This window comes from Lelliottia sp. EB106-05-01-XG201 (assembly GCF_058791735.1).
In genome coordinates, this window is sequence record NZ_JBYTDV010000001.1 from 3,145,385 (window position 1) to 3,169,190 (window position 23,806).

The 23,806-nt window shown below is 58.0% G+C and carries 17 protein-coding genes; 7 read left to right on the top strand and 10 right to left on the bottom strand.

Annotated elements, in window-relative coordinates:
- Positions 1-221: 221 nt before the first annotated feature.
- On the bottom strand, positions 222-884 hold the full coding sequence (gene fsa / locus AC3WS9_RS14795) for a fructose-6-phosphate aldolase (protein WP_285155185.1): 663 nt from the start codon (positions 882-884) through the stop codon (positions 222-224).
- A 126-nt stretch (positions 885-1,010) separates the two neighbouring features.
- Here fsa and AC3WS9_RS14800 point away from each other — a divergent pair, with 126 nt between their 5' ends.
- The 4 genes from AC3WS9_RS14800 to AC3WS9_RS14815 all read left to right on the top strand — a co-directional run bounded on the left by AC3WS9_RS14800 (position 1,011) and on the right by AC3WS9_RS14815 (position 6,743).
- Positions 1,011-1,910, top strand: a complete 900-nt coding sequence (locus tag AC3WS9_RS14800; protein WP_492489064.1) for a glycyl-radical enzyme activating protein — start codon at positions 1,011-1,013, stop codon at positions 1,908-1,910.
- Positions 1,911-1,914: 4 nt separating this feature from the next.
- Positions 1,915-4,347 carry a formate C-acetyltransferase/glycerol dehydratase family glycyl radical enzyme gene (locus AC3WS9_RS14805; protein WP_492489066.1) on the top strand — a complete coding sequence of 811 codons (2,433 nt, stop codon included), beginning with the start codon at positions 1,915-1,917 and terminating at the stop codon, positions 4,345-4,347.
- 171 nt (positions 4,348-4,518) lie between these two features.
- Entirely contained in the window at positions 4,519-5,328 is an 810-nt protein-coding gene (locus AC3WS9_RS14810; RefSeq protein ID WP_492489068.1) for a Cof-type HAD-IIB family hydrolase, read from the top strand.
- 158 nt (positions 5,329-5,486) lie between these two features.
- Positions 5,487-6,743, top strand: a complete 1,257-nt coding sequence (locus tag AC3WS9_RS14815) for a DUF1479 domain-containing protein (protein WP_492489070.1) — start codon at positions 5,487-5,489, stop codon at positions 6,741-6,743.
- Here the strand turns inward: AC3WS9_RS14815 and AC3WS9_RS14820 are convergent.
- Positions 6,740-7,813: a LacI family DNA-binding transcriptional regulator gene (locus AC3WS9_RS14820; RefSeq protein ID WP_492489072.1), complete on the bottom strand. Its 1,074-nt coding sequence runs from the start codon at positions 7,811-7,813 to the stop codon at positions 6,740-6,742. The two genes, AC3WS9_RS14815 and AC3WS9_RS14820, sit on opposite strands and share 4 nt — an antisense overlap.
- Positions 7,814-8,102: 289 nt before the next feature.
- Here AC3WS9_RS14820 and AC3WS9_RS14825 point away from each other — a divergent pair, with 289 nt between their 5' ends.
- Together AC3WS9_RS14825 and AC3WS9_RS14830 are read left to right on the top strand one after the other, a co-directional pair.
- A complete protein-coding gene (locus AC3WS9_RS14825; RefSeq protein WP_285145490.1) occupies positions 8,103-9,404 on the top strand; it encodes an MFS transporter in 1,302 nt (433 codons plus the stop codon).
- 17 nt (positions 9,405-9,421) lie between these two features.
- On the top strand, positions 9,422-11,785 hold the full coding sequence (locus tag AC3WS9_RS14830; protein ID WP_492489074.1) for a glycoside hydrolase family 31 protein: 2,364 nt from the start codon (positions 9,422-9,424) through the stop codon (positions 11,783-11,785).
- Positions 11,786-11,920: 135 nt separating this feature from the next.
- On the opposite strand, the gene AC3WS9_RS14835 is transcribed toward AC3WS9_RS14830, so the two are convergent.
- A complete protein-coding gene (locus tag AC3WS9_RS14835) occupies positions 11,921-13,516 on the bottom strand; it encodes an ABC-F family ATPase (protein WP_492489076.1) in 1,596 nt (531 codons plus the stop codon).
- Positions 13,517-13,739: 223 nt separating this feature from the next.
- Here AC3WS9_RS14835 and ldtB point away from each other — a divergent pair, with 223 nt between their 5' ends.
- Positions 13,740-14,660 (top strand): L,D-transpeptidase, encoded by a 921-nt coding sequence (gene ldtB / locus AC3WS9_RS14840; RefSeq protein ID WP_282492289.1) that lies wholly within the window; start codon positions 13,740-13,742, stop codon positions 14,658-14,660.
- Positions 14,661-14,708: 48 nt separating this feature from the next.
- Here ldtB and AC3WS9_RS14845 read toward each other — a convergent pair whose 3' ends face one another.
- From AC3WS9_RS14845 to AC3WS9_RS14875, 7 genes are all read right to left on the bottom strand, one after another.
- Positions 14,709-15,425, bottom strand: a complete 717-nt coding sequence (locus AC3WS9_RS14845; protein ID WP_103948755.1) for a GntR family transcriptional regulator — start codon at positions 15,423-15,425, stop codon at positions 14,709-14,711.
- A gap of 15 nt (positions 15,426-15,440) precedes the next feature.
- Positions 15,441-16,763, bottom strand: coding sequence for a PTS sugar transporter subunit IIC (locus AC3WS9_RS14850; protein ID WP_492489079.1), 1,323 nt, complete (start codon positions 16,761-16,763; stop codon positions 15,441-15,443).
- A gap of 52 nt (positions 16,764-16,815) precedes the next feature.
- Complete coding sequence (locus AC3WS9_RS14855; protein ID WP_285145492.1) at positions 16,816-18,192, bottom strand: glycoside hydrolase family 1 protein; 1,377 nt, start codon at positions 18,190-18,192, stop codon at positions 16,816-16,818.
- 194 nt (positions 18,193-18,386) lie between these two features.
- Positions 18,387-19,424, bottom strand: a complete 1,038-nt coding sequence (locus AC3WS9_RS14860) for an aldo/keto reductase (RefSeq protein WP_492489081.1) — start codon at positions 19,422-19,424, stop codon at positions 18,387-18,389.
- 108 nt (positions 19,425-19,532) lie between these two features.
- Complete coding sequence (locus AC3WS9_RS14865) at positions 19,533-21,056, bottom strand: efflux transporter outer membrane subunit (protein ID WP_492489083.1); 1,524 nt, start codon at positions 21,054-21,056, stop codon at positions 19,533-19,535.
- Positions 21,056-22,627: a DHA2 family efflux MFS transporter permease subunit gene (locus AC3WS9_RS14870; RefSeq protein WP_282492283.1), complete on the bottom strand. Its 1,572-nt coding sequence runs from the start codon at positions 22,625-22,627 to the stop codon at positions 21,056-21,058. Before AC3WS9_RS14870 ends, AC3WS9_RS14865 begins: the two co-directional genes overlap by 1 nt.
- On the bottom strand, positions 22,624-23,709 hold the full coding sequence (locus tag AC3WS9_RS14875) for an HlyD family secretion protein (RefSeq protein WP_282492282.1): 1,086 nt from the start codon (positions 23,707-23,709) through the stop codon (positions 22,624-22,626). Before AC3WS9_RS14875 ends, AC3WS9_RS14870 begins: the two co-directional genes overlap by 4 nt.
- Positions 23,710-23,806: the final 97 nt, after the last annotated feature.

Consider the following 23,806-nt stretch of genomic DNA (forward strand, 5'->3'; position numbering starts at 1 on the left):
CATCCGGCCAACAAAAACCTTCGGACCCGTAGGCCGGATAAGCGTTAGCGCCATCCGGCCAATAAAAACCTTCGGACCCGTAGGCCGGATAAGCGTTAGCGCCATCCGGCCTACAAAAACCTTCGGACCCGCAGGCCGGATAAGCATTAGCGCCATCCGGCCAACAAAAACCTTCGGACCCGTAGGCCGGATAAGCGTTAGCGCCATCCGGCTTATTTGCATCAAATCGACGTACGTCCAAACGCACTCTGCCAGTCCTGCTCAAACTTCACTACCGCCGCATCCACCGCCGGAGAGGTAATAAACTGCTGCGCCACGTCCAGCGGCAGGGTGATCGACTCGCAACCCGCCAGCATACAGTCCAGCGCCTGACGCGGGGTTTTGAAGCTCGCGGCCAGCACTTTGGCGTGCGGCGCGTGCAGCGTTAACAGCTGCTGAAGTTCCACCACGGTCTGAATTCCATCTCCACCCTGCGCATCCAGACGATTGACGTACGGCGCGACATAATCTGCCCCCGCCAGTGCCGACAACATCCCCTGCGCCGCGCTATACACCGCCGTTCCCAGCGTCGGAATCCCTTCCGCTTTCAACATTTTGATCGCCGCCAGCCCTTCCGCCGTGACCGGCACTTTCACCACCAGATCGTTAATGATGGCGCGAAGCTTACGGGCCTCTTCCACCATGCCTTCTGCGGTGGTCGCCATCACCTGCGCGAACAGACGCCCTTTTCCGCCGAGCGCGTCATGCAGCTCTGGCAGCAACACGTCCAGCGGCTTTTTACCCGCGGCGACGATGCTCGGATTGGTCGTTACGCCCGCTAACGGGAAAATGCGTGCCAGTTTTTTGACTGCGGCTACGTCAGATGTGTCGAGATAGAATTCCATGATGTCACCCTCAAAATTAACCTGCCGTAACACTACCACGTAAAAACCTTCCTCAGAGTTGACGCACATCAAAATAACTTTCATTCGAAAGTTATTTAATCTTCATACGCAACAAGAGGCGAAAATATGATCTTCAATATTCAGCGTTACTCCACCCACGACGGCCCAGGTATTCGTACCGTGGTGTTCCTCAAGGGCTGCTCCCTCGGCTGCCGCTGGTGTCAGAACCCGGAGAGCCGCTCCCGCACGCGGGATGTGCTGTTTGATGCGCGTCTGTGCCTCGAAGGCTGCGACCTGTGCCAGCAGGCTGCGCCGGGGATTATTGACCGTGCGCTGAACGGACTGATCATCCATCGCGAAAAACTCAACGAAACCCATCTCGACGCCCTCACCGAATGCTGCCCGACCCAGGCGCTGACGGTCTGCGGCGAGGAAAAACAGGTGGCCGACATTATGGCGACCGTCCTGCGCGACAAACCCTTTTACGATCGCAGCGGCGGCGGCATTACCCTCTCCGGCGGCGAACCTTTTATGAGCCCGGGCCTGGCCCATTCGCTGTTTAAAGCCAGCCACGAACAAGGGATTCATACGGCGGTCGAAACCTGTCTGCACGTACCGTGGCATTACATCGAACCGGCTTTGCCGTATGTCGATCTGTTCCTCGCGGACCTGAAACACGTCGATGCTGAGGTGTTTAAACAGTGGACTGACGGCTCGGCAAAACGAGTGCTGGAAAATTTAAAACGCCTGGCCGCGGCCGGAAAAGAGTTGACCATCCGCGTGCCGCTGATTCAGGGCTTTAACGCCGATGAAGCCTCGATTAAAGCCATCACCCGTTTCGCCGCCGACGAACTGAATGTCCGCGATATCCATTTTTTGCCGTACCACACCCTTGGCATGAACAAATACACCCTGCTCGGCCTTCCCTACTCTGCCCCTGACAAACCGCTCGATAACCCTGAGTTACTGGATTTTGCCCAACAGTTTGCGGCCCAGAATGGGTTAACGGCGACCTTACGAGGATAATGTTATGACACAGCTGAATCTGAACACCCTGACAGACCGCATTAAGGCGCACAAAACCGCTCTGGTGCATATCGTCAAACCGCCGGTCTGTACCGAGCGTGCACAGCATTACACCGAAATGTACCAGCAGCACATGGACAAACCGATCCCGGTACGTCGCGCGCTGGCGCTGGCCCATCATCTGGCGAAACGAACCATCTGGATCAAACACGACGAACTGATTATCGGCAACCAGGCAAGCGAAGTGCGCGCCGCGCCGATCTTCCCGGAATACACCGTCTCGTGGATTGAAAAAGAGATCGACGATCTGGCCGACCGTCCGGGCGCAGGCTTCGCGGTGAGCGAAGAGAACAAGCGCGTGCTGCACGACGTCTGCCCGTGGTGGCGCGGCCAGACGGTGCAGGATCGCTGCTACGGCATGTTTACCGACGAGCAAAAAGGGCTGCTGGAAACCGGCATCATTAAAGCCGAAGGCAACATGACCTCCGGCGACGCGCACCTGGCGGTTAACTTCCCGCTGCTGCTGGAAAAAGGCCTCGACGGGATGCGCGCCAAAGTGGCGGAGCGCCGGACCCGCATCAACCTGACCGTGCTGGAAGACTTGCATGGCGATCAGTTCCTGAAAGCCATTGATATCGTGCTTGAAGCGGTCACCCTGCACATCCAGCGCTTTGCCGCCCTGGCGCGTGAGATGGCGAGCAATGAGATCCGCGAAAGCCGCCGCGACGAGCTGCTGGCGATGGCGGAAAACTGCGACGTGATTGCCCACGAGCCGCCAAAAACTTTCTGGCAGGCGCTGCAGCTGTGCTATTTCATCCAGCTGATCCTGCAAATTGAATCCAACGGTCACTCGGTTTCGTTTGCCCGTATGGACCAGTATCTCTATCCGTACTACCGCCGCGACGTGGAGCTGAATAACACGCTGGGGCGTGAACAGGCGATTGAACTGCTGCACAGCTGCTGGCTGAAACTGCTGGAGGTGAACAAGATTCGCTCCGGCTCGCACTCGAAAGCCTCGGCGGGCAGCCCGCTGTATCAGAACGTCACCATTGGCGGGCAGAAACTGGTGAACGGCGAGGCGATGGATGCGGTCAACCCGCTCTCCTACGCGATTCTGGAATCCTGCGGTCGTCTGCGCTCCACCCAGCCAAACCTCAGCGTGCGTTATCACGCGGGGATGAGCAACGATTTCCTCGACGCCTGCGTGCAGGTGATCCGCTGCGGCTTCGGCATGCCAGCGTTTAACAACGATGAAATCGTGATCTCTGAGTTCATCAAACTCGGCGTCGAAAAAGAGGACGCCTACGACTACGCGGCAATCGGCTGCATCGAAACCGCCGTCGGCGGCAAGTGGGGCTATCGCTGCACCGGCATGAGCTTTATCAACTTCGCCCGCGTGATGCTGGCGGCGATGGAAGGTGGCCGCGACGCCACCAGCGGCAAGGTGTTCCTGCCGCAGGACAAAGCGCTGTCGGCGGGTAACTTCGACAACTTCGACGAGGTGATGGCCGCCTGGGATAACCAGATCCGCTACTACACCCGCAAATCGATCGAAATTGAGTGCGTGGTCGATACCATGCTGGAGGAGAACGTCCACGATATTCTCTGCTCGGCGCTGGTGGATGACTGCATCGAACGCGCGAAAAGCATCAAAGAAGGTGGCGCGAAATATGACTGGGTGTCGGGTTTGCAGGTTGGTATCGCCAACCTCGGCAACAGCCTGGCGGCGGTGAAAAAGCTGGTGTTCGAACAGGGCACTATCGGTCAGCAGCAGCTGGCGAAGGCACTGGCAGAGGACTACGACGGTCTGACGCACGAGCAGCTGCGCCAGCGTTTGATCAACGGCGCGCCGAAGTACGGCAACGACGATGACAGCGTGGATCTCCTGCTTACCCGTGCGTACGAAACCTATATCGAAGAGCTGAAGCAGTATCACAACCCGCGCTACGGTCGCGGTCCGATTGGCGGGAACTACTACGCGGGTACCTCGTCCATCTCCGCGAACGTGCCGTTTGGCGCAGCAACGATGGCGACACCGGACGGGCGTAAAGCCCATACCCCGCTGGCGGAAGGCGCGAGCCCGGCTTCCGGTACCGACCACCTCGGCCCAACGGCGGTGATTGGTTCCGTCGGCAAGCTGCCAACGGAGGCGATTCTCGGCGGCGTGCTGCTGAACCAGAAGCTGAACCCAACGACGCTGGAAAACGATTCGGACCGCCAGAAGCTGATGGTGCTCCTGCGCACCTTCTTCGAGGTGCATAAAGGCTGGCACATTCAGTACAACATCGTGTCGCGCGAGACGCTGCTGGAAGCGAAGAAACATCCTGACCAGTATCGTGACCTGGTGGTGCGCGTCGCGGGCTACTCCGCGTTCTTCACCGCCCTGTCGCCGGATGCGCAGGACGATATTATCGCCCGGACTGAGCATACGCTTTAACCTTCACGCCCGGTGGCGCTGCGCTTACCGGGCCTACTTGCTTCTCCCCGTAGGCCGGGTAAGGCGCAGCCGCCACCCGGCGCTTTTACTTTCATTCGAAATAAATTTGTGGTTCGGGTCACATTGTTATTAGAATGTTGCTGGTCGCAGTAATATTCTGGAGAGCAATGTATGACCGTAAAAGTTATCGTCACCGATATGGACGGAACTTTCCTTGATGACGCCAAGCAGTACGATCGTGACCGCTTTTTGGCGCAATTTCAGCAGCTTCAGGCCCGCGACATCGAGTTCGTGGTCGCCAGCGGGAATCAGTATTACCAGCTCATCTCCTTCTTCCCGGAACTGAAAGAACAGATCTCCTTCGTGGCGGAAAATGGCGCCCTGGTCTTCGATCACGGCGAGCAAATTTTCCACGGCGAACTGACGCGTCACGAATCACAGATCGTGATCGGCGAATTACTGAAAGACAAACAGCTCAACTTCGTCGCCTGCGGGCTGGAGAGCGCTTACGTCAGCAAAAACGCGCCGGACGAGTTCGTGGCGCTGATGTCCAAACACTACCACCGCTTACAGCGCATCAGCGACTATCAGGAGATCGACGACGTGCTGTTTAAGTTCTCCCTGAACCTGCCGGACAGCGATATTCCTGACCTCATCGACAAACTGCATGTCTCGTTAGACGGCATCATGAAACCGGTGACCAGCGGCTTTGGCTTTGTTGATTTGATCATCCCTGGCCTGCACAAAGCCAACGGCATCAGCCGCCTGCTGAAACGCTGGAATGTCTCTCCTCAGGAGTGCGTGGCAATTGGTGACAGCGGCAACGACGCGGAGATGCTCAAGCTGGTGAAATACTCGTTCGCCATGGGCAATGCGGCGGAAAGCATCAAAACCATCAGCAAATTCAGCACCGATGACAATAACCATCAGGGCGCGCTGAACGTCATTCAGGCCGTGCTCGACCATACCGCTCCGTTTTAACCTCTGATTCCTCCCCTGCCGGGGCGACGCTCCGGCATCTCACTCTTTTTTTCATCCTGTGCTGCCCGTCAAGTTTTTAAACTTGCATTAACTTATTTTTAACTTAAAGTATCACTTGTAGATACTTTTACTTTCGAATGAAAGATAGCGAGGCAGTTATGACCTTCTCCAGTGAAATTTTGCCTGCGGACCACAAGGCCGCCATTCGCCAGTTAAAACGCGAGTTACGTGCCCAAATCGGTGACGTTCAGGGCGTTTTTGACCAGCTCAGCGATAAAATTGCCACCCGCGTGGCGGAAATCAACGCCCTGAAAAGCAAGGGTGAAAGCGTCTGGCCAGTTATTCCGTTTGAAGATGTGAAGAACGGGAAGATCACGGCGGCACAGCGCGAGGCGGTGAAACGCCGTGGCTGCGCGGTGATCAAAGGTCATTTCCCGCGCGAGCAGGCGCTGGCGTGGGATAACTCGATGCTCGACTATCTCGATCTCAACCAGTTTGACGAGGTGTACAAAGGGCCGGGGGATAACTTTTTTGGCACCTTAACCGCTTCGCGCCCGGAGATTTTCCCGATCTACTGGTCGCAGGCGCAGATGCAGGCGCGTCAGAGTGAAGAGATGGCGCAGGTGCAATCGTTCCTGAACCGTTTATGGACATTCGAGAGCAACGGCAAACAGTGGTTCAACCCGGACGTCAGCGTGATCTACCCGGATCGCATCCGCCGCCGCCCGCCGGGCACCACCTCGAAAGGTCTGGGCGCGCATACGGACTCCGGTGCGCTGGAACGCTGGCTGCTCCCGGCCTATCAGCAGGTGTTTGCCCGCGTGTTTGACGGGAATGTCGATCAGTACGATCCGTGGAATGCGGCGCACCGCACCGAAGTGGAAGAGTACACCGTGGATAACACCACCAAATGCTCGGTGTTCCGTACCTTCCAGGGCTGGACCGCACTGTCGGATATGATCCCGAATCAGGGTCTGCTGCACGTGGTGCCGATCCCGGAGGCGATGGCCTACATTCTACTGCGTCCGCTGCTGGACGATGTGCCGGAAGATGAACTCTGTGGCGTTGCGCCAGGCCGCGTGCTGCCGGTCTCCGAGAAGTGGCATCCGCTGCTCATCGAAGCTCTGACCAGCATTCCGGCGCTGGAGGCGGGCGATTCCGTGTGGTGGCACTGCGACGTGATCCACTCGGTCGCGCCGGTGGAGAATCAGCAGGGCTGGGGCAACGTGATGTACATTCCTGCCGCGCCGATGTGCGAGAAAAACCTCGCCTACGCGCAGAAAGTCAAAGCGGCGCTGGAAACCGGGGCGTCACCGGGCGATTTCCCGCGCGAAGATTATGAGAAAACCTGGCAGGACCGCTTTACCCTGAACGATCTCAATATCCACGGGAAACGCGCGCTGGGCATGGCCTAAGCGTCGTACAACCCTTCCCGCTCCACGGCGGTGCGTCGTTTTCCCTGACGTATCCGCCGTACCGACTCCCGCACCGCCAGCGTGCCGTTCAGCAACAGCGTCCCGACCGGCGCGTCCGGGCGCATCAGCCTTTGCTGGAGCATATGCACCGCTTCGGTTCCCAGCTCGTCGCGCGGAACATGCACCGCCGTTAAGGGCACATCCTGAATGGCGGCCAGATTAAAGCCGTCGATACTCATTACCGACACATCCTGCGGGACGCGCAGGCCGTGCTTTTGCAGGGCGCGAATCGTGCCCTCTGCCATGAAATCCCCGCCGACTAAAAAGGCCGTCGGCAGCGTTTTTTCCGCCATCAGGCTCAGCCATTCGCTCACCTGCTGCTCGGTCTCTTTGGCGCTGAAACTCGGCACCACCAGCAGATCGCGTTTGTCGTTGAACTTGAGATTATGCCCGCGCCACGCATCGCGAATGCCCGCCAGACGCAGCTCCATGGTGTAGCGGCGCAGGCACAGGACGTTCATCACCTCGCGATGGCCCATCTCAAACAGATACTCCGCCGCCCGTTCGCCAATCGCGCGATGATCGGGTGCCACGGCAGGCAGGCGCATCCGCTGGTCCCGGCAGTTAATCAGCATGCAGGGCTTGCCGATATCGACGGCCAGATCGTGAATATGCGGATCGTCGATGCCGAGCAAAATGGCCGCCTGGGTGTCGGGTTCGTTCATGCGCGCGAGAAACAGCTGCGCATCGCTGTCGTTCTCCTCCAGGGCGCAGTAGCGCAGCCGGACTTCGTGGGAGGCCAGCCCTTTGCTGACGCTCTGGATCACGCGGTAGTAAAAGATGTCGGACCGCTCGTCAAACGCGCGCTGCGGAGCAAAGACCACCAGACTGTTGAGCAGCAAGCGCCCGGCGGCCATGCCGTCCATCACCCCCAGCTCGCGCGCGCAGGCCAGCACTTTGGTGCGCGCCTTTTCACTGGTGTTCGACTTCCCCGCCAGCACGCGGGAAACAGTGCTGATGGAAAGCTGCGTCCGGGCGGCGATTTCGGCGATTTTAAGTCTTTTATCCATTTTGTGATCTCGCTCCATTTGCCAAATGAAAAAATTTTCATAGCGTGAGATTGCGGTAACAGCAGGCTTTAACGGCATCATGCCAAAATAAGCCGCACAGTTATGAGAAAGCTTGCACAAAATCCACTATTTCCCGCTCATTTTCTCCCTTAAGGTGAACTTGTCACACCACTTCCATACTAGTTGTATAGCAACTTGAAGTCATAAAACAGATAACTATCAAAGGCATAAAAACCGGTGTGACACCCGATACGTTCATCCCCTTACCGTCCGTCTTGTGGAGAGAAAAATGAGTCAGGACATTAATACCCCTGTCGTGGCAAGCAAAGCCCGCCGCGTCATCAAGAATCTGCGCTGGTACGTGCTGGTGCTGTTTTTACTGGGCGTCACCGTTAACTACATCACCCGTAACTCGTTAGGCATTCTGGCCCCTGAACTGAAAGAGAGCATGGGGATCACCACCGAGCAGTACTCCTGGATCGTCGGTGCATTCCAGATTGCTTATACCCTGTTCCAGCCCCTGTGCGGCTGGCTGATTGACGTGATTGGCCTGAAGATTGGCTTTATGGTCTGCGCCGGGATCTGGGCGCTGATGTGTATTTTCCACGCCGGAGCCAGCAGCTGGCTGCATCTGGCGGTTCTGCGCTTCTTCATGGGGGCATCGGAAGCGGCTGCGACACCGGCGAATGCCAAAACCATCGGCGAGTGGTTCCCGAAATCTGAGCGTCCGGTGGCCGCTGGTTGGGCCGGCGTCGGCTTCTCGATTGGGGCGATGCTGGCTCCACCTATCATCTACTTCGCTCACGCCTCCTTCGGCTGGCAGGGCGCGTTTATGTTTACCGGCGTGCTGGCGCTGCTGTGGGTGATCCTGTGGTGGGCCTTCTACCATAACCCGGAGCAGCACCCGAATCTCGGCAAGGACGAACTGGCGTTTATCAAGCAGGATAACGAACCGCCAGCCGTCAGAATGCCGTTCCTGACCGCCCTGAAAACCGTCTCCAAAAACAAACGCTTCTACGGGATCGCTATTCCGGCCTTTATGGCGGAACCGGCCTGGGCGGTACTGAGCTTCTGGGTGCCGCTGTATCTGGCGAAAGAGCACGGCATGGATCTGAAACAGATTGCGATGTTCGCCTGGCTGCCGTTCCTCGCCGCCGATCTGGGCAGCGTGGTCAGCGGCTACCTCACCCGCCTCTACACCCGCTGGTTCGGCTGTACTCGCGTGAACTCCGTCGTGGCGAGCTCCGTCACCGGTGCCTTCCTGATGATCTCCCTGGCGGCGGTCGCCATCACTCGTGACCCCTATATCACCATCGTGCTGATCTCCATCGGCGGTTTCGGCCATCAGATCATCTCCTGCATGTTAAGCGCCCTGGTGGTGGAGTCGTTCGACAAAGGCCAGATGGCCACCGTCAACGGTATGCGCGGCTCGGCGGCGTGGATCGCCAGCTTCCTGTTCTCTCTTTTAATTGGTGTGACCGCCGACAAAATCGGCTTCAACCCGCTCTTCATTGCCATGGGTTTCTTTGACCTGATTGGCGCTGTTTTCCTGGTGGCATTTATTGCTGAACGTCGCGCCAAGCGCGCCTGATAGTGGATGTATTGCATATGAAAACCCTGAAAAACTGGACCTTACTTGAACAGTCCGCGAACCATCTGGAACTGTTGGTCGATAGCCAGCACCGTCTGTGCCTGTATGTGCTGGAACAGAATCTGTTCCGCGTGCTGATCAAACGCAAAGGCGAGCTGTCGCTGAATAAAACCTGGAGCATCGCGCCGGACAAGGATGTGCCGTGGGAAGGTCGTCAGCGCGACGATCTGAGCGGATTCACCTGCCCGACGTGGACGCTGACCCAGCAGGACGACACTCTTACGCTCGCCACCGAGCAGCTGCGCGTTACCGTCCATCAGCCTCTGTGGCTGGAGTGGCACTACCGCAATGAGGCCGGTGAGTGGCTGGAGCTGGCGCACGATCGCCCGACCAGCGCCTACCTGCTGAACGCCCACGGCGACGGCGCGGCGCACTATCTCAGCCGTCGTAAGGAAGAGCGTTTTTACGGTCTGGGCGAAAAAGCGGGCGATTTGCAGCGCAACGGCAAACGCTACGAGATGCGTAACCTCGACGCGATGGGCTATAACGCGGTCAGCACCGACCCGCTGTACAAGCATATTCCGTTCACCATCACCCGCCGCGACGACGTGAGCTACGGTCTTTTCTACGACAACCTGAGCAGCTGCTGGCTGGATCTGGGCAACGAAATCGACAACTACCACACGGCGTATCGCCGCTGGCAGGCCGAAGCGGGCGATATCGATTACTACATCTTCACCGGCAAACGCGTGCTGGACGTGACCAAAGCCTTTGTTCGTCTGACCGGGAAAACCCTGTTCGGTCCGAAATGGAGCCTCGGCTACAGCGGCTCGACTATGCACTACACCGACGCGCCGGACGCGCAGAACCAGCTGATGAACTTTATCCGCCTGTGCGAAGAGCACGCGATTCCGTGCGATTCGTTCCAGCTGTCGTCCGGGTATACCTCGATCAACGGCAAGCGTTACGTCTTCAACTGGAACTACGACAAAGTGCCGCAGCCGAAGGTGATGAGCCAGGCGTTCCACGACGCGGGGCTGAAGCTGGCGGCGAACATCAAGCCGTGCCTGCTGCAGGATCATCCACGCTATAACGAAGTGGCAGAGCGCGGGTTGTTTATCCGTGATTCAGAAACGGATGCGCCAGAACGTTCCAGCTTCTGGGATGACGAAGGGTCGCACCTCGACTTTACCCATCCTCAGACCATTCAGTGGTGGCAGGAAGGCGTGACCACCCAGCTGCTGGAGATGGGAATCGACTCCACCTGGAACGATAACAACGAGTTTGAAGTCTGGGACGGGGAAGCGCGCTGCCACGGGTTTGGTCAGGAGATTGCCATCAAGCATATCCGCCCGGTGATGCCGCTGCTGATGATGCGCGCCTCGATGGAAGCTCAGCAGCGTTTTGCCCCGGACAAACGTCCGTACCTGATCTCCCGCTCCGGCTGCGCCGGGATGCAGCGCTACGTCCAGACCTGGAGCGGCGATAACCGCACCAACTGGGACACCCTGCGCTACAACACCCGCATGGGGCTGGGCATGAGCCTCTCCGGGCTGTTTAACGTCGGGCACGATGTCGGTGGTTTCTCCGGCGATAAACCGGACGCCGAGCTGTTTGTACGCTGGGTTCAAAACGGCGTGATGCACCCGCGCTTCACCATTCACTCGTGGAATGACGACCATACGGTGAATGAGCCGTGGATGTATCCGGGCGTGACGCCTGCCATTCGCGGTGCGATTGAGCTGCGCTATCGTCTGCTGCCGTATCTCTACACCCTGCTGTGGCAGGCCCATGCGGATGACGAGCCGATGCTGCGTCCGACCTTCCTCGATCACGAGCATGACGCGCAGACGTTCGAAGAGTGCGACGATTTCCTGCTGGGTCGCGATGTGCTGGTCGCCAGCGTCGTCGAACAAGGCCAGCGCGAGCGCCGCCTCTGGCTGCCGGAGAACGAAACCGGCTGGTACGATTTTTACACTCACGAGTGGTTCTCCGGCGGGCAGTGGATCGTCCGCGACGCACCGCTGGAAAAACTGCCGCTGCTGGTGCGTGCCGGTGCGGGTCTCCCGCTCAGCGAACGCATTACCCATGTGTCTGCTGCGAAAGATGATACGCGCGAGCTGAAATTGTTCCCGCTGAAAGGCGTGGGCACGACGTCAGGCATGCTGTTTGAGGACGACGGCGAGAGCTGGGGTTATCAGAAAGGCAATGCCCTGTGGCTGGAGTGGGAGATGGTGTGTGAAGGGTCGACTATCAACCTGAACGTGACGGCGCACGGGGATTATCGCCCGGCGTGGAAAGCGTTGAAGGTGTCGTTGCCGGTGGGTGAGAAACGTAAGTTGCTGGTGAACGGTATCGAGCAGAGTGAGTGGGCTTTGTAGCCGTTGATTGCCGGGTGGCGGCTTCGCCTTACCCGGCCTACGGGTTCAGAACCATAAAAAACGGCAACCCTTGGGTTGCCGTTTTGCATTGACCTTGTAGGCCGGGTAAGCGTCAGCGCCACCCGGCATTTTGCATTAATTATCAATGCCTTTACTGCGCAGGTAATCTTCGTAATTACCGGTGAAGTCCACGATGCGCTCCGGCGTAATCTCAATCACGCGGGTCGCCAGGGAGCTCACAAACTCACGGTCGTGGGAGACGAAGATCAGAGTGCCCTGATACATCTCCAGCGCCATGTTCAGGGATTCGATCGATTCCATATCCAGGTGGTTGGTCGGTTCGTCCATGATCAGGATGTTTGGTTTTTCCATCATCAGCTTACCGAACAGCATGCGGCCCTTTTCACCACCGGACAGCACTTTAGCAGGCTTCTTGATGTCGTCCTGGCTGAACAGCAGACGGCCCAGAATGCCGCGAACCGCTTGTTCGTCGTCGCCTTCCTGCTTCCACTGGCTCATCCAGTCGAAGACAGTCAGATCGTTTTCGAACTCGTATTCGTGGTCCTGCGCGTAGTAACCGAGCTGGGCGTTTTCAGACCACTTCACGGTACCGTGGTCAGGCTGAAGTTCGCCGACCAGGGTTTTCAGCAGGGTTGATTTACCCACGCCGTTCGCGCCCAGTACCGCAATCTTCTCGCCCACTTCCAGCAGCAGGTTGAATTTTTTGAACAGCGGGCCGTTATCAAACCCTTTCGCCAGCGCTTCCACTTCCAGCGCGTTACGGAACAGTTTCTTGTCCTGCTCGAAGCGGATGAACGGGTTCTGACGGCTGGACGCTTTCACTTCGTCCAGCTTAATTTTATCAATCTGACGGGCACGAGACGTCGCCTGACGAGATTTAGAGGCGTTGGCGCTAAAGCGGCTAACGAAGGATTGCAGGTCAGCAATCTGCGCTTTTTTCTTGGCGTTATCCGCCAGCAGACGTTCGCGCGCCTGGGTGGCCGCGGTCATGTACTCGTCGTAGTTGCCCGGATAAACGCGCAGCTCGCCGTAGTCCAGATCGGCCATGTGGGTGCAGACCATGTTCAGGAAGTGACGGTCGTGCGAAATGATGATCATGGTGCTGTCGCGATCGTTCAGCGTCTGCTCCAGCCAGCGGATGGTGTCGATGTCCAGGTTGTTCGTCGGTTCATCGAGCAGCAGAATGTCCGGGTTGGAGAACAGGGCCTGCGCCAGAAGGACACGCAGCTTCCAGCCAGGTGCGACTTCGCTCATCAGGCCGTAATGTTGTTCAACAGGTATGCCGACGCCGAGCAGCAGCTCACCGGCACGGGATTCGGCAGAGTAGCCGTCCATTTCGCCGTACAGCACTTCCAGATCGGCGACTTTATAGCCGTCCTCTTCGCTCATTTCAGCCAGCGCATAAATGCGATCGCGCTCTTGCTTCACTTCCCACAGTTCCCCGTGTCCCATGATCACGGTGTCGAGCACGGTAAACTCTTCGAAGGCGAACTGATCCTGACGCAGCTTACCGAGGCGCTCGTTCGGATCGAGCGACACGTTGCCGAGCGTCGGCTCTAAGTCGCCGCCGAGAATCTTCATAAAGGTGGATTTTCCGCTACCGTTGGCACCAATCAGGCCGTAACGGTTGCCGCCGCCAAATTTGACGGAAATGTTTTCGAACAGCGGCTTACTGCCAAACTGCATAGTGACGTTGCTGGTAACTAACACGGGGAGATTCCTGCGAAAAAGTGTGATAAACACGGCATTATGCCACAATTCCGAAATGAGATCCCGTGTGGCAACGAACCACTAAACTTTAACAAAATCGAAAAAAATGTGATTTCGTACACATCTGAATTCCATGCGCGAGGGAATGCACATATAATGCGCTCCCATCAATGATTCAGACTCATCAACTAATCGCCAGAGTGGCAAAGATACCTCGCATAACATGAATATGAAATTATCAACGCTTTTTGCGGCGGCGTTAGCCGTAGTAGGTTTTTGCAATACCGCTTCTGCGGTGACTTATCCGCTGCCGACAGACGGTAGCCGTCTGGTGGGTCAAAACCAGGTGGTTATTGTTCCGGAAGGCAACTCCCAGCCGCTGGAATATTATGCCGCTGAATACCAGTTGGGCCTGTCCAACATGCTGGAAGCGAACCCGGGCGTTGACCCGTATCTGCCAAAAGCCGGGACCGTGCTGAACATTCCTCAGCAGCTGATCCTGCCGGACACCGTCCATGAAGGTATCGTGATCAACAGCGCCGAAATGCGTCTGTATTACTACCCGAAAGGCACCAACACCGTCATCGTTCTGCCGATTGGTATCGGTCAGCTGGGTAAAGACACCCCGCTGAACTGGACCACCAAAGTAGAGCGTAAGAAAGCGGGTCCAACCTGGACGCCAACCGCCAAAATGCACGCAGAATACATCGCTGCCGGTGAACCGCTGCCAGCCGTTGTGCCAGCCGGCCCGGACAACCCTATGGGTCTGTACGCGCTGTACATCGGTCGTCTGTATGCGATCCACGGGACCAACGCCAACTTCGGTATCGGACTGCGCGTGAGCCACGGCTGTGTGCGTCTGCGTAACGACGATATCAAGTTCCTGTTCGAGAACGTGCCGGTCGGTACCCGCGTCCAGTTCATCAATGAGCCGGTCAAAGCGACCTCCGAGCCAGATGGCAGCCGCTACATCGAAGTACACAACCCGCTGTCCACCAGCGAAGACCAGATCAACAACAACGAGATCGTGCCGATCACCCTGAAGAGCAACATTCAGGCGGTCACCGGCCAGGCCGATGTTGAATCGACCGTTGTGGATCAGGCAGTGCAGAACCGTTCCGGTATGCCGGTACGTTTGAATTGATTTAAGTTGTCGCAAACAAAAAAGCGGGCTCATCAGCCCGCTTTTTTATTACCCGTTATTCACGATAACGATGCCGCCGTGATCGTAGCGATAGTGGCAGTGCGCGTACTCCAGCGGCGTGCCATCCTCAAGATAGATCACCTGCTCCACCTCCAGCACCGGGTCGGTTTGTTCGCAGACCAGATGCTGCATATCCAGCGCATTCGGTTTTAGCGCCCGCACCACGCGATACGATCCCATAATTTTCAGCCCCAGCGTCTCCTGCACATACTGGAACACCGAGCTTTCGAGATGGGTTTTATTGAGTCCCGGCACCAGATTCAGCGGCATGACCGTGGAATCCAGCGACATCGGCTCACCGTTGAGGGAGCGCAGGCGGATAAAATCATAGATCGGCGTATCGGCATTAATCATCAGGGACGACTGCTCTTTCTCATTCGGGAAGCGCAGCTCGAAATGAACGACTTTGCTGCTCACCGTCCCGAGATGTTCCCAGGTTTTGGTCGCACCGAAGTAGTCGCTGCCGGAGAGATCCCACTGGGAGAGCTGCAGGAAGTTCTTACGGATAAAGGTCCCCTGCCCCTGGCGCGTGTAGACCAGCCCTTCAACGATCAGCTGGCGCATCGCCTGCTGGATGGTCATCCTGCTGGTGCTGAACTCCGCCGCCAGCGCAAACTGGTCTGGCAGCGGTTCATTGGCGGCATACTGCTGGCTGATAATGCGTTTCTTAATTTCCCGCGCGATGGTGATGTACTTCGCCGCCATGCCTTTTCCTTTTGATTAATCCGCTATCACACTGTTTTTCAACGCCACCCTCTCAGCAATCTTGAGGAAAGGCAGGTAGAAGAATACACCAAATACGATGATTGCCAACTGAACCACCACCGCCCGCCAGTCCCCCGCCGTCGCCAGCCAGGCGCTGAGTATCGGCGGCGTGGTCCATGGGATCATCACCACGCAGCGCGACATCAGCCCGAGCGTGGTACAGAGCCAGGCGAAGTAAATCCCGATCGCCGGAAGCAACACAAACGGGATCATCAGCGGCAGGTTAAAAACAATCGGCAGACCGAAAATCACCGGCTCGTTGATGTTAAACAGCCCCGGCGCCAGCGACAGCCGCGCCACCTGTTTGGCCGATTTCTGGCGCGAGAAGATGAAGATAGCGATCAGCAGCGAGATGGTGCTGCCCGTCCCGCCAATCATCCCGAAGGTCGGGACAAAAATATTGTTGATGATATGCGGGATCGGCTGCCCGTTGGCGAAGGCCAGCATGTTCTCATTGGTGTTGATTAACAGGAAAGGTTCCAGAATCACGCTGTTCACCACCGACTGGTGAATACCGAGCGTAAACAGGAAATTCCCGAAGCTGTAGATAAAAATGGTGCCGGGCAGACTGGTGTTAATCAGTCGCAGCGGCTGCTGGATGAAATGGGTGATCAGGTGGATCAGATCCGTGTGCAGCGCGTTCGCCAGCAGCGCCGCCACAACGGCGAAGAGCGAAAGCGTGATGATGGTCGGGATCAGCGCCGTAAAGGATTTACTCACCGCAGGCGGGACGTTCTCACCGAGCGAAATGTGCAATGCTTTCAGGCGCGAAATCGCGATAAAGACTTCGGTAGAGATCAGGCCGATCAGCACCCCGGCAAAAATCCCCGTCGAGCCAATATTGCCGAAGGTCAGCACCTGGGTGACGTTCACCGCAGTCTGGCTGCCGACGGGCACTAATTGCAACTGCATCGGCATCATAATGATAAAACTGCTGACGGCGATAACCACTGCCGAAACCGGGTTGTCGAAATCTTTGTTGCGCGCCAGCGACCAGGCAATCATCGGGGCCAGCAACAGCGCCGCGATGTTCAGCGTGCCGTTGATGATCGCCTCGCCCCACACTTTGAACTGGGCGAGGGTTTCACCCTCCAGCACCCATGGAAACACCACGTTATTCACCAGTACCGCAAGACCGGCCAGGATGAAGATCGGCATCACCGTGGCGAAGGCATCGCGCAGGGAGCGTAAGTGAACCTGGTTGGCCAGGCGCGCGGAGAACTCAACAAATCTGTCGACAAACGACTGCATCGCAGGTGTAATTTTTGTATCAGACATAGCGGATATTTCCCATCAATCAGTCACAAAAACCGGTCCGGCAGCGTACGACTTACAGCTCGCTTCCGTTGCTATGAATAGCCTGTTTTAACCACGCGTAGCTCTTTTTCGGCACGCGTTTCATATCTTTAAGATCGTGGTTCTCGCGGTTGACGTACACCACGCCGTAGCGTTTACGCATGTCGCCCTGCGAGCTGAGAATGTCGATCAAACCCCAGCCGAGATAGCCGATCACCTGCGCACCGTCTTCGAAGATCGCCGCTTTCATCGCCTCGAAATGCTTGCGGTGATAGTCGATGCGGTAGTCATCTTCGACCGGATTCACCCCGTCCCAGGACTCAATCACCCCGATGCCGTTTTCAATCGGGAACACCGGCATCCGCCAGTCGTTGTAGTAGCGGGTGATGATGGTGCGGAAACCGAGCGGGTCGATCTGCCAGTTCCATTCGGTGGCTTTCAGGAACGGGTTGTTTTTCTCGCCGTGGGCCAGGTAGTAGTTCACCGGCGTGCCTTCCGGGATCGGGTCGCTGTCGAGGGTTTTACTCGCGTAGTAGCTGAACGCCATGAAATCATTTTTGGTACGCGCCAGCAGGGCCAAATCTTCCGCGCGATAGATATCGCCGAAGCCTTGCTGCTCAACCACCGCCATCACCGCCGGGCTGTAGCCTTGCCCCGCAAAGACGCGCAGCAGGTTCTGGTTGAGGAATTCGTCGTACTGCTGGGCGCAGAAGATATCGCGCGGTTTGCAGGTCGCCGGGTAGATCAGCTGATGCGCCAGCATGCCGCCCATCATCTGGCCCGGTTTGGCCTGATGCAGATACTCCGTCAGCGCCATGTGCGCCACCATCGTATGGTGCTGAATTTCGTACAGTTCACGCAGGGTTTGCTCGCCCTTCATGTAGCCTGACACCCGGAACGCTTCCGGCATGTGGAATATGTTCTGCTCGTTGAAGGTCAGCCAGTACTTCACGCGGTCGCCGTAGCAGTCGATCATCTTTTTGCCGTAACGCACAAACGCGTCCAGCACCCGACGGTCGTTAAAGCCGTTGTACTCCTGGGCCAGCGCCAGCGGCATGTCGAAGTGATACAGGCAGACCATCGGCTCGATACCGCGCGCGATGAGATCGTTGATGAAGCGATCGTAGAACGCGATGCCCTCTTCGTTGAATTCGCCATCGCCTTGCGGGCAGACGCGGCTCCAGGAGATCTGGAAGCGGTAGCAGTTCATGCCCAGATCCTGCATCAGGTCGAAATCTTCTTTGTAGCGATGATAGGAGTCGGTCGCGACTTTCCAGTCCGAGGCGTTTTCACCGGCTTCGCGGATGTCGTATACCGACATCCCTTTTCCGCCCTCGTTCCACGCCCCCTCGGTCTGCATGCTGGACACCGAGTTACCCCATAAAAAGTTAGCTGGCAGTGATTGCTTCATGGTCTCTCCCTATATGACTAGTCATTTAAATTTCATGACTAGTCATATAGCCAAAGATGAAAAATCAAGCAAAGGGGAGGATCGTTTTTTGTGAGCGGGATAGAAATAAAAAAGCCGGATGGCGCTTCGCTTATCCGGCCAACTGTCGCGGGTTTTGTAGGCCGGATAAGCGAAGCGCCATCCGGCAATGAAGGTTAACCCTTCAGCTGGTTCCGGCGATACTCGCCCTGACGCTCCAGCATCCAGCCCGGATATTCCCGCGGCAGCGCGCTGACGGCGTCGAGCTGTTGCAGTTCATCGTCGCTCAGGCGAATTGCGGTCGCGGCGATATTGTCATCCAGCTGGTCAACGCGTTTGGCCCCTATGATCACGCTGCTCACCACCTTCTGATGCAGCAGCCACGCCAGCGCGATCTGTGCCACCGACACGCCTTTGCTCTCAGCAATGGTGCGCATCACATCGACACAGTCGAACGCGCGATCTTTTTCCACCGGCGGGAAGTCAAACTCCTGACGACGACTGCCTGCTTCGCTCTGCCCGTCGCGGCTATACTTCCCGCTCAGCAGACCGCCAGCCAGCGGGCTCCAGACCATCAGCCCGACGCCTTCGCTTTGCATCATCGGTACCAGCTCACGCTCCAGATCGCGCCCGGCGATGGTGTAGTACGCCTGAAGCGAGGCAAACCGCGCCAGCCCGAGGCGCTCGGAGATCCCCAGCGCTTTGGTGATTTGCCACGCCGCCCAGTTCGACACGCCGATGTAGCGCACATGACCGTGCTGCACCAGATTATCCAGGGCGTAGAGCGTCTCTTCGATCGGCGTTGCCGGGTCGAAACCGTGCAGCTGATAGAGATCGATATGATCGAGCTGCATGCGGCGCAGGCTCTCTTTGACGCTATTGATGATGTGATAGCGCGAGCTGCCGCGCGAGTTGACGCCTGCCGTGCCGGTTTCGCCGAAGACTTTGGTGGCAACGACCACATTTTCACGCGGGATCTTGAGATTTTTCAGCGCCTGGCCGGTGATCTCCTCCGAACGCCCCTCCGAGTAGACGTTGGCGGTGTCGATAAAGTTAATTCCGGCATCCAGCGCGCGGCCTACCAGCTTTTCCGCCTCGCTCTGCTGGAGCTGACCAATTTTACCCCACATGCCGCCTTCGCCCCCGAAGGTCATGGTGCCGAGGCAGAGTTCAGAAACAAACAGACCGGTATTGCCCAGTTTTTGATAACGCATATGACGTTCCTCACAGTGTTCGTTTGATGGGTGCCGAATAGTTATACTCCGCCCCTGCAAAACGCGAATGTGGCGTTCCTGTCTGTTTCTTGCCCAATCCTCTGAACGTTATCCGCGCGGGGCGTCGCCAAACACCGAATAATCCGGCAAATTCACCTGCTGATACGGCTCCCAGCCCCCGCCGAGGGCCTTGTAGAGCGCCACCAGATCCAGCGCACTTTGCACCTGGGCCTGTGCGCGCTGCTGTTGCGCCTGAGCCAGCTGGCGCTGGGCATCCAGCACGTCGATAAAGCTGGCGATCCCCTGGCGATAGCTGTCGCTCGCCAGATCGAAGGCGTTTTGCAGCGCATCGATGGTTTTGCCTAAACCCGCTTCACGCTGCTGATCCGTGCGATAGCTGACCAGCGCGTTTTCCACATCGCCCAGCGCGGTGAGTACCGTCTGGCGATAGTCCAGCACCGCGGCCCCCTGCTGCGCGCGCGCCACTTTGACGCTGGAGACCAGCCGTCCGCCCTGGAAAATCGGGATCGAAACCTGCGGGCCGACGCTGTAAAAATGGCTACTCCAGTCCGTAAGCCAGTTGGTTTCGCTGTTGCGCAGGCCAAACTGCCCGGAGAGCGACACGCTCGGGAACAGCTCGGCGACGGAAACGCCGATTTGCGCCGTCGCCGCGTGAAGATTGGCTTCCGCCTCGCGCACGTCCGGGCGTCGGCGGGCCAGGGTTGACGGGATGCCCGTCGGCACAATCTCAGGCAACGCCGGGAGCGGTTGAACGGAACGCAGCTCGCCATCCAGCGCACCCGGCGGTTTGCCGAGTAAAATTGCCAGGCCGTTCATCGCCTGACGCTCCTGCGCCTGATATTGCGGGAGCTGGGCTTCCAGATTGCCCAGCTGCGCGCGGGCGTTTTCCACGTCCATCTGCGGCGAGAGCCCGCCGCGCTGGCGGCTCTCGGTCAGATCGAGGGTTTGCTGCGCGCTCTCAATTTGCGTATTGAGCGTCGCCATTACGCTTTGCGCGCCGCGCAGCTGCAGCCAGGCGCGCGCCACTTCGGCTTCCAGGGAGACCAGCGCGTCATTACGCTGCTCAATCGCCGCCCGCTGCTGCGCCTCTGCGCCTTCCACCTGACGGCGCACTTTGCCCCACAGGTCGAGCTCCCACTGGGCGTCAAAGCTGCCCTGATAGAGGTTCACCGGCTGAGTGAGCGGGCCCAGCGCGCCTTTCAGATCCGGGTCGACGTTATCTATCTGGTCGTAAACCCCGTGGGATTTCAGCTCGCCTTCCAGACCCAGCTGCTGGCGCGTGGCCTGCAAATTGCCGTTCACCGAGGGATAAAAGGCCCCACCCGCCTGGGTAATCTGCTCGCGCGCCCCGGCGATACGCAGAACCGTCTGTTGCAGCGAGAGGTTTCCGGCAATCGCCCGGTCAATCAGACTGTCGAGCTGTGGGGAGCCAAAGGTCTTCCACCAGCGCGGATTCACCGCCGTGCTCTCGGCTTTCGATTTCACCTCCGCATCGCCCGGATCGTTCCACTTCGCAGGCGTATACGGCGCGGGCGGCTGGTAGTCCGGCCCCACGGCGCATCCGGCTAACAGCAACACTAAAAATAGGGGGGACAAACGTGTGTAGATCATCAATGTGCTCCTGCACTGCCTTCGCTTTTCACCGGCGAGAGCAACAAACAAAACGGGATAAGCAGTAATGCGACCGCGCTCAGGATCGTGAAAACGTCCACGTAGGCCAGAAAGCGCGACTGTTCGATCATGGTCTGGTACATGCGCCCGGTGGCGATATCCAGCGGATTGCCGACCTGGGTGGTGAAGTTCTGGATCGCCTGCGCCGACTCCCGCAGCGCCAGCTGGAACTGCTCGTTAAACGGCGAGGCGTGATAGGCCAGATGCGCGCTGTGCGTCTGGGCGCGTTCCGTGATGGCGGCGGTCGAAAGCGAAATCCCGATCGACCCGGCGACGTTACGGAACATGGTGAAGAGCGCGGCGGCGTCGCCGTTGAGCTGTCTGGGTATCGAAATAAAGGCGATAGTGGTGAGCGGAACAAACAGGAACCCCAGCCCGAACGACTGAGCGCTACGAAATAGCACCAGCGTCTCGAAATCGATATCCGGCGTCAGAGTTCGCGACCAGAAGAACGACACCGCCAGACAGGCGAAACCAAAGGCGATGATCCACCGCGTTTGCACGATGGGCATCAGTTTCAGCACCAGCGGGATGGTCAGGACAATCAGCACCGCGCCGGGCGAGAGCACCATCCCGGACCAGGTGGCGGTGTAGCCCAAATCCTGCTGGGCCAGCTGCGGGATCACCACCGAACTGCCGTACAAAATCATCGCCATGCCGCCCATCAGCAGACAGGCCACGGCAAAGTTTTTGTCCTTCATGCAGCGCAAATCCACCACCGGTTTTTTGGCGTAAAGGAGCCAGTAAATCGCGCCGATGATGCCAATAAGCGTCAGTACCGCGAAGGTGCGGATAAAGTTCGAGTAGAACCAGTCGTCATCTTCGCCGCGATCGAGCATCACCTGCAGACAGCCGAGCCCAAGGGCGATCAGGCCAATCCCCGTCCAGTCGATGGAGAGTTTCTCTTCGGATTTGCGCTCCCACGGCGGATCTTCCAGCAGCTGATAAATCGCCAGCACCGTCATGATGCCAACCGGGATATTGATAAAGAAGACCCAGCGCCAGGAGTAGTTATCGGTGATCCAGCCGCCGAGCGTTGGCCCCAGCACCGGGGCAACGATGATCGCGATCGACGACAGGCCAAAGGCTTTGCCGCGATCTTCGGGCTTGAAGTAGTCAAGCAGCACCGACTGCTGCGTTGGCTGAAGCCCGCCGCCAAAAAAGCCCTGCATGATGCGAAACAGAATGATTTGCCACAGCTCCGTGGCTATCCCGCACAGGAAGGAGCAGATAGTGAACATCACGATGCAGATCAGGAAGAACTGCTTGCGGCCAAACACCCGGCTGAGAAACGCCGAGATGGGCAGCACGATGCCGTTGGCGACCAGATAGCTGGTGAGCACCCAGGTCGATTCATCGTAGCTGGCCGAGAGCGAACCGGCCACGTGCGGGAGCGCCACGTTGACGATGGTGGTGTCGAGGATCTCCATAAACACCGCCAGCGTGACGACAATCGCCACCGCCCAGGGATTACTGGCGGGCCGCCAGTTTTCGTGGCTGTGGTCCGTCATTCCAGTGTGACCTTCGGCGCAACGGAGAGCCCCAGCGGCAGCGGCATGTTCGGGTCCAGTCCTTTGTCGATGACGATTTTGACCGGAACGCGCTGCACGATTTTGACAAAGTTGCCGGTGGCGTTTTCCGCCGGGAAGGCCGAGAAGCGCGAGCCGCTGCCCTGCTGGATACTGTCGATGTGGCCTTCGAGTTTCATGTCCGGCCAGGCATCGACGGTGATCGCCACTTTATTGCCGGGGCGCATGCGCTCAAGCTGCGACTCTTTGAAGTTGGCCACCACCCAGATGTCCGGCGAGACCAGCGAAAACAGCGCCGTTCCGGCCTGCACCAGGGTGCCCGTCTGAACGTTACGCTTGGTGACAAACCCGTCGAACGGGGCGCGCACTTCGGTATAGGAGAGATTCAGGTTGGCGGTTTCGAGCTGGGCTTTCGCCTGATCGACCTGACGTTCACGCGCTTCGACGTTGGTCTCCTGCTGGCGGATCTGGAGCTGAACCTGCTCCGCCACTTCCAGCTGAGCCTGCGCACTGGCAAGCCCGGCCTGGGCGCTGCGCAGCTGAGCATTAGCGGAATCAATACTTTGTTGGGTGGTGGCGCGGGGATCGACACCGCGCTGGCGGCGGTACTCGGCCTGCGCATTCGCCATATCCGCCTGCGCTTTCAGGACCTGAGCTTTGGCTTCATCGCGCTGCGCGGGATATTGCACCTTCGACAGCGCCAGCTGGGCCTGCGCCTGATGCAGCTGCGCTACGGCCAGGCCCAACTGCGCCTGAGCCTGATCGCGCTGAGCGGTGGTATCACGCGGATCGATGACAACCAGCAGATCGCCCTTCTTGACCCGCTGGTTATCGCGCACCCGCAGATCCGTGACGTAGCCTGCCGCTTTCGGGGCAATGGTCACCACGTTGGCATCGGTAAAGGCGTCATCTGTCGTCTCTTCGTTGCGGGTGAGAAACCACCACACCAGCGCCGCGACGACCATCACCACCACCACGATCCCAAGAATGATTAACGGTTTTTTTCCGGGACCTTTGCGCTCTGGTTTTTCGTTTTGTTCTGAGGTTTCGTTTTCGTCTGCCATATGCCAACAACGTTCCTGTCAGTGAACGGCATCACATTTATGCCGTTCACTAAAGTTAGGACGTTGCTATACATTTGCCAGGAAAAGCTGACAATTA

Coding starts and splice junctions, on each gene's coding strand:
- AC3WS9_RS14810 (WP_492489068.1), top strand. CDS start 4,519: ATGACCGTAAAAGTTATCGTCACCGATATGGACGGAACTTTCCTTGAT.
- AC3WS9_RS14800 (WP_492489064.1), top strand. CDS start 1,011: ATGATCTTCAATATTCAGCGTTACTCCACCCACGACGGCCCAGGTATT.
- AC3WS9_RS14850 (WP_492489079.1), bottom strand. CDS start 16,763: ATGTCTGATACAAAAATTACACCTGCGATGCAGTCGTTTGTCGACAGA.
- AC3WS9_RS14830 (WP_492489074.1), top strand. CDS start 9,422: ATGAAAACCCTGAAAAACTGGACCTTACTTGAACAGTCCGCGAACCAT.
- AC3WS9_RS14855 (WP_285145492.1), bottom strand. CDS start 18,192: ATGAAGCAATCACTGCCAGCTAACTTTTTATGGGGTAACTCGGTGTCC.
- AC3WS9_RS14870 (WP_282492283.1), bottom strand. CDS start 22,627: ATGACGGACCACAGCCACGAAAACTGGCGGCCCGCCAGTAATCCCTGG.
- ldtB (WP_282492289.1), top strand. CDS start 13,740: ATGAATATGAAATTATCAACGCTTTTTGCGGCGGCGTTAGCCGTAGTA.
- AC3WS9_RS14805 (WP_492489066.1), top strand. CDS start 1,915: ATGACACAGCTGAATCTGAACACCCTGACAGACCGCATTAAGGCGCAC.
- AC3WS9_RS14845 (WP_103948755.1), bottom strand. CDS start 15,425: ATGGCGGCGAAGTACATCACCATCGCGCGGGAAATTAAGAAACGCATT.
- AC3WS9_RS14820 (WP_492489072.1), bottom strand. CDS start 7,813: ATGGATAAAAGACTTAAAATCGCCGAAATCGCCGCCCGGACGCAGCTT.
- AC3WS9_RS14865 (WP_492489083.1), bottom strand. CDS start 21,056: ATGATCTACACACGTTTGTCCCCCCTATTTTTAGTGTTGCTGTTAGCC.
- fsa (WP_285155185.1), bottom strand. CDS start 884: ATGGAATTCTATCTCGACACATCTGACGTAGCCGCAGTCAAAAAACTG.
- AC3WS9_RS14860 (WP_492489081.1), bottom strand. CDS start 19,424: ATGCGTTATCAAAAACTGGGCAATACCGGTCTGTTTGTTTCTGAACTC.
- AC3WS9_RS14815 (WP_492489070.1), top strand. CDS start 5,487: ATGACCTTCTCCAGTGAAATTTTGCCTGCGGACCACAAGGCCGCCATT.
- AC3WS9_RS14875 (WP_282492282.1), bottom strand. CDS start 23,709: ATGGCAGACGAAAACGAAACCTCAGAACAAAACGAAAAACCAGAGCGC.
- AC3WS9_RS14825 (WP_285145490.1), top strand. CDS start 8,103: ATGAGTCAGGACATTAATACCCCTGTCGTGGCAAGCAAAGCCCGCCGC.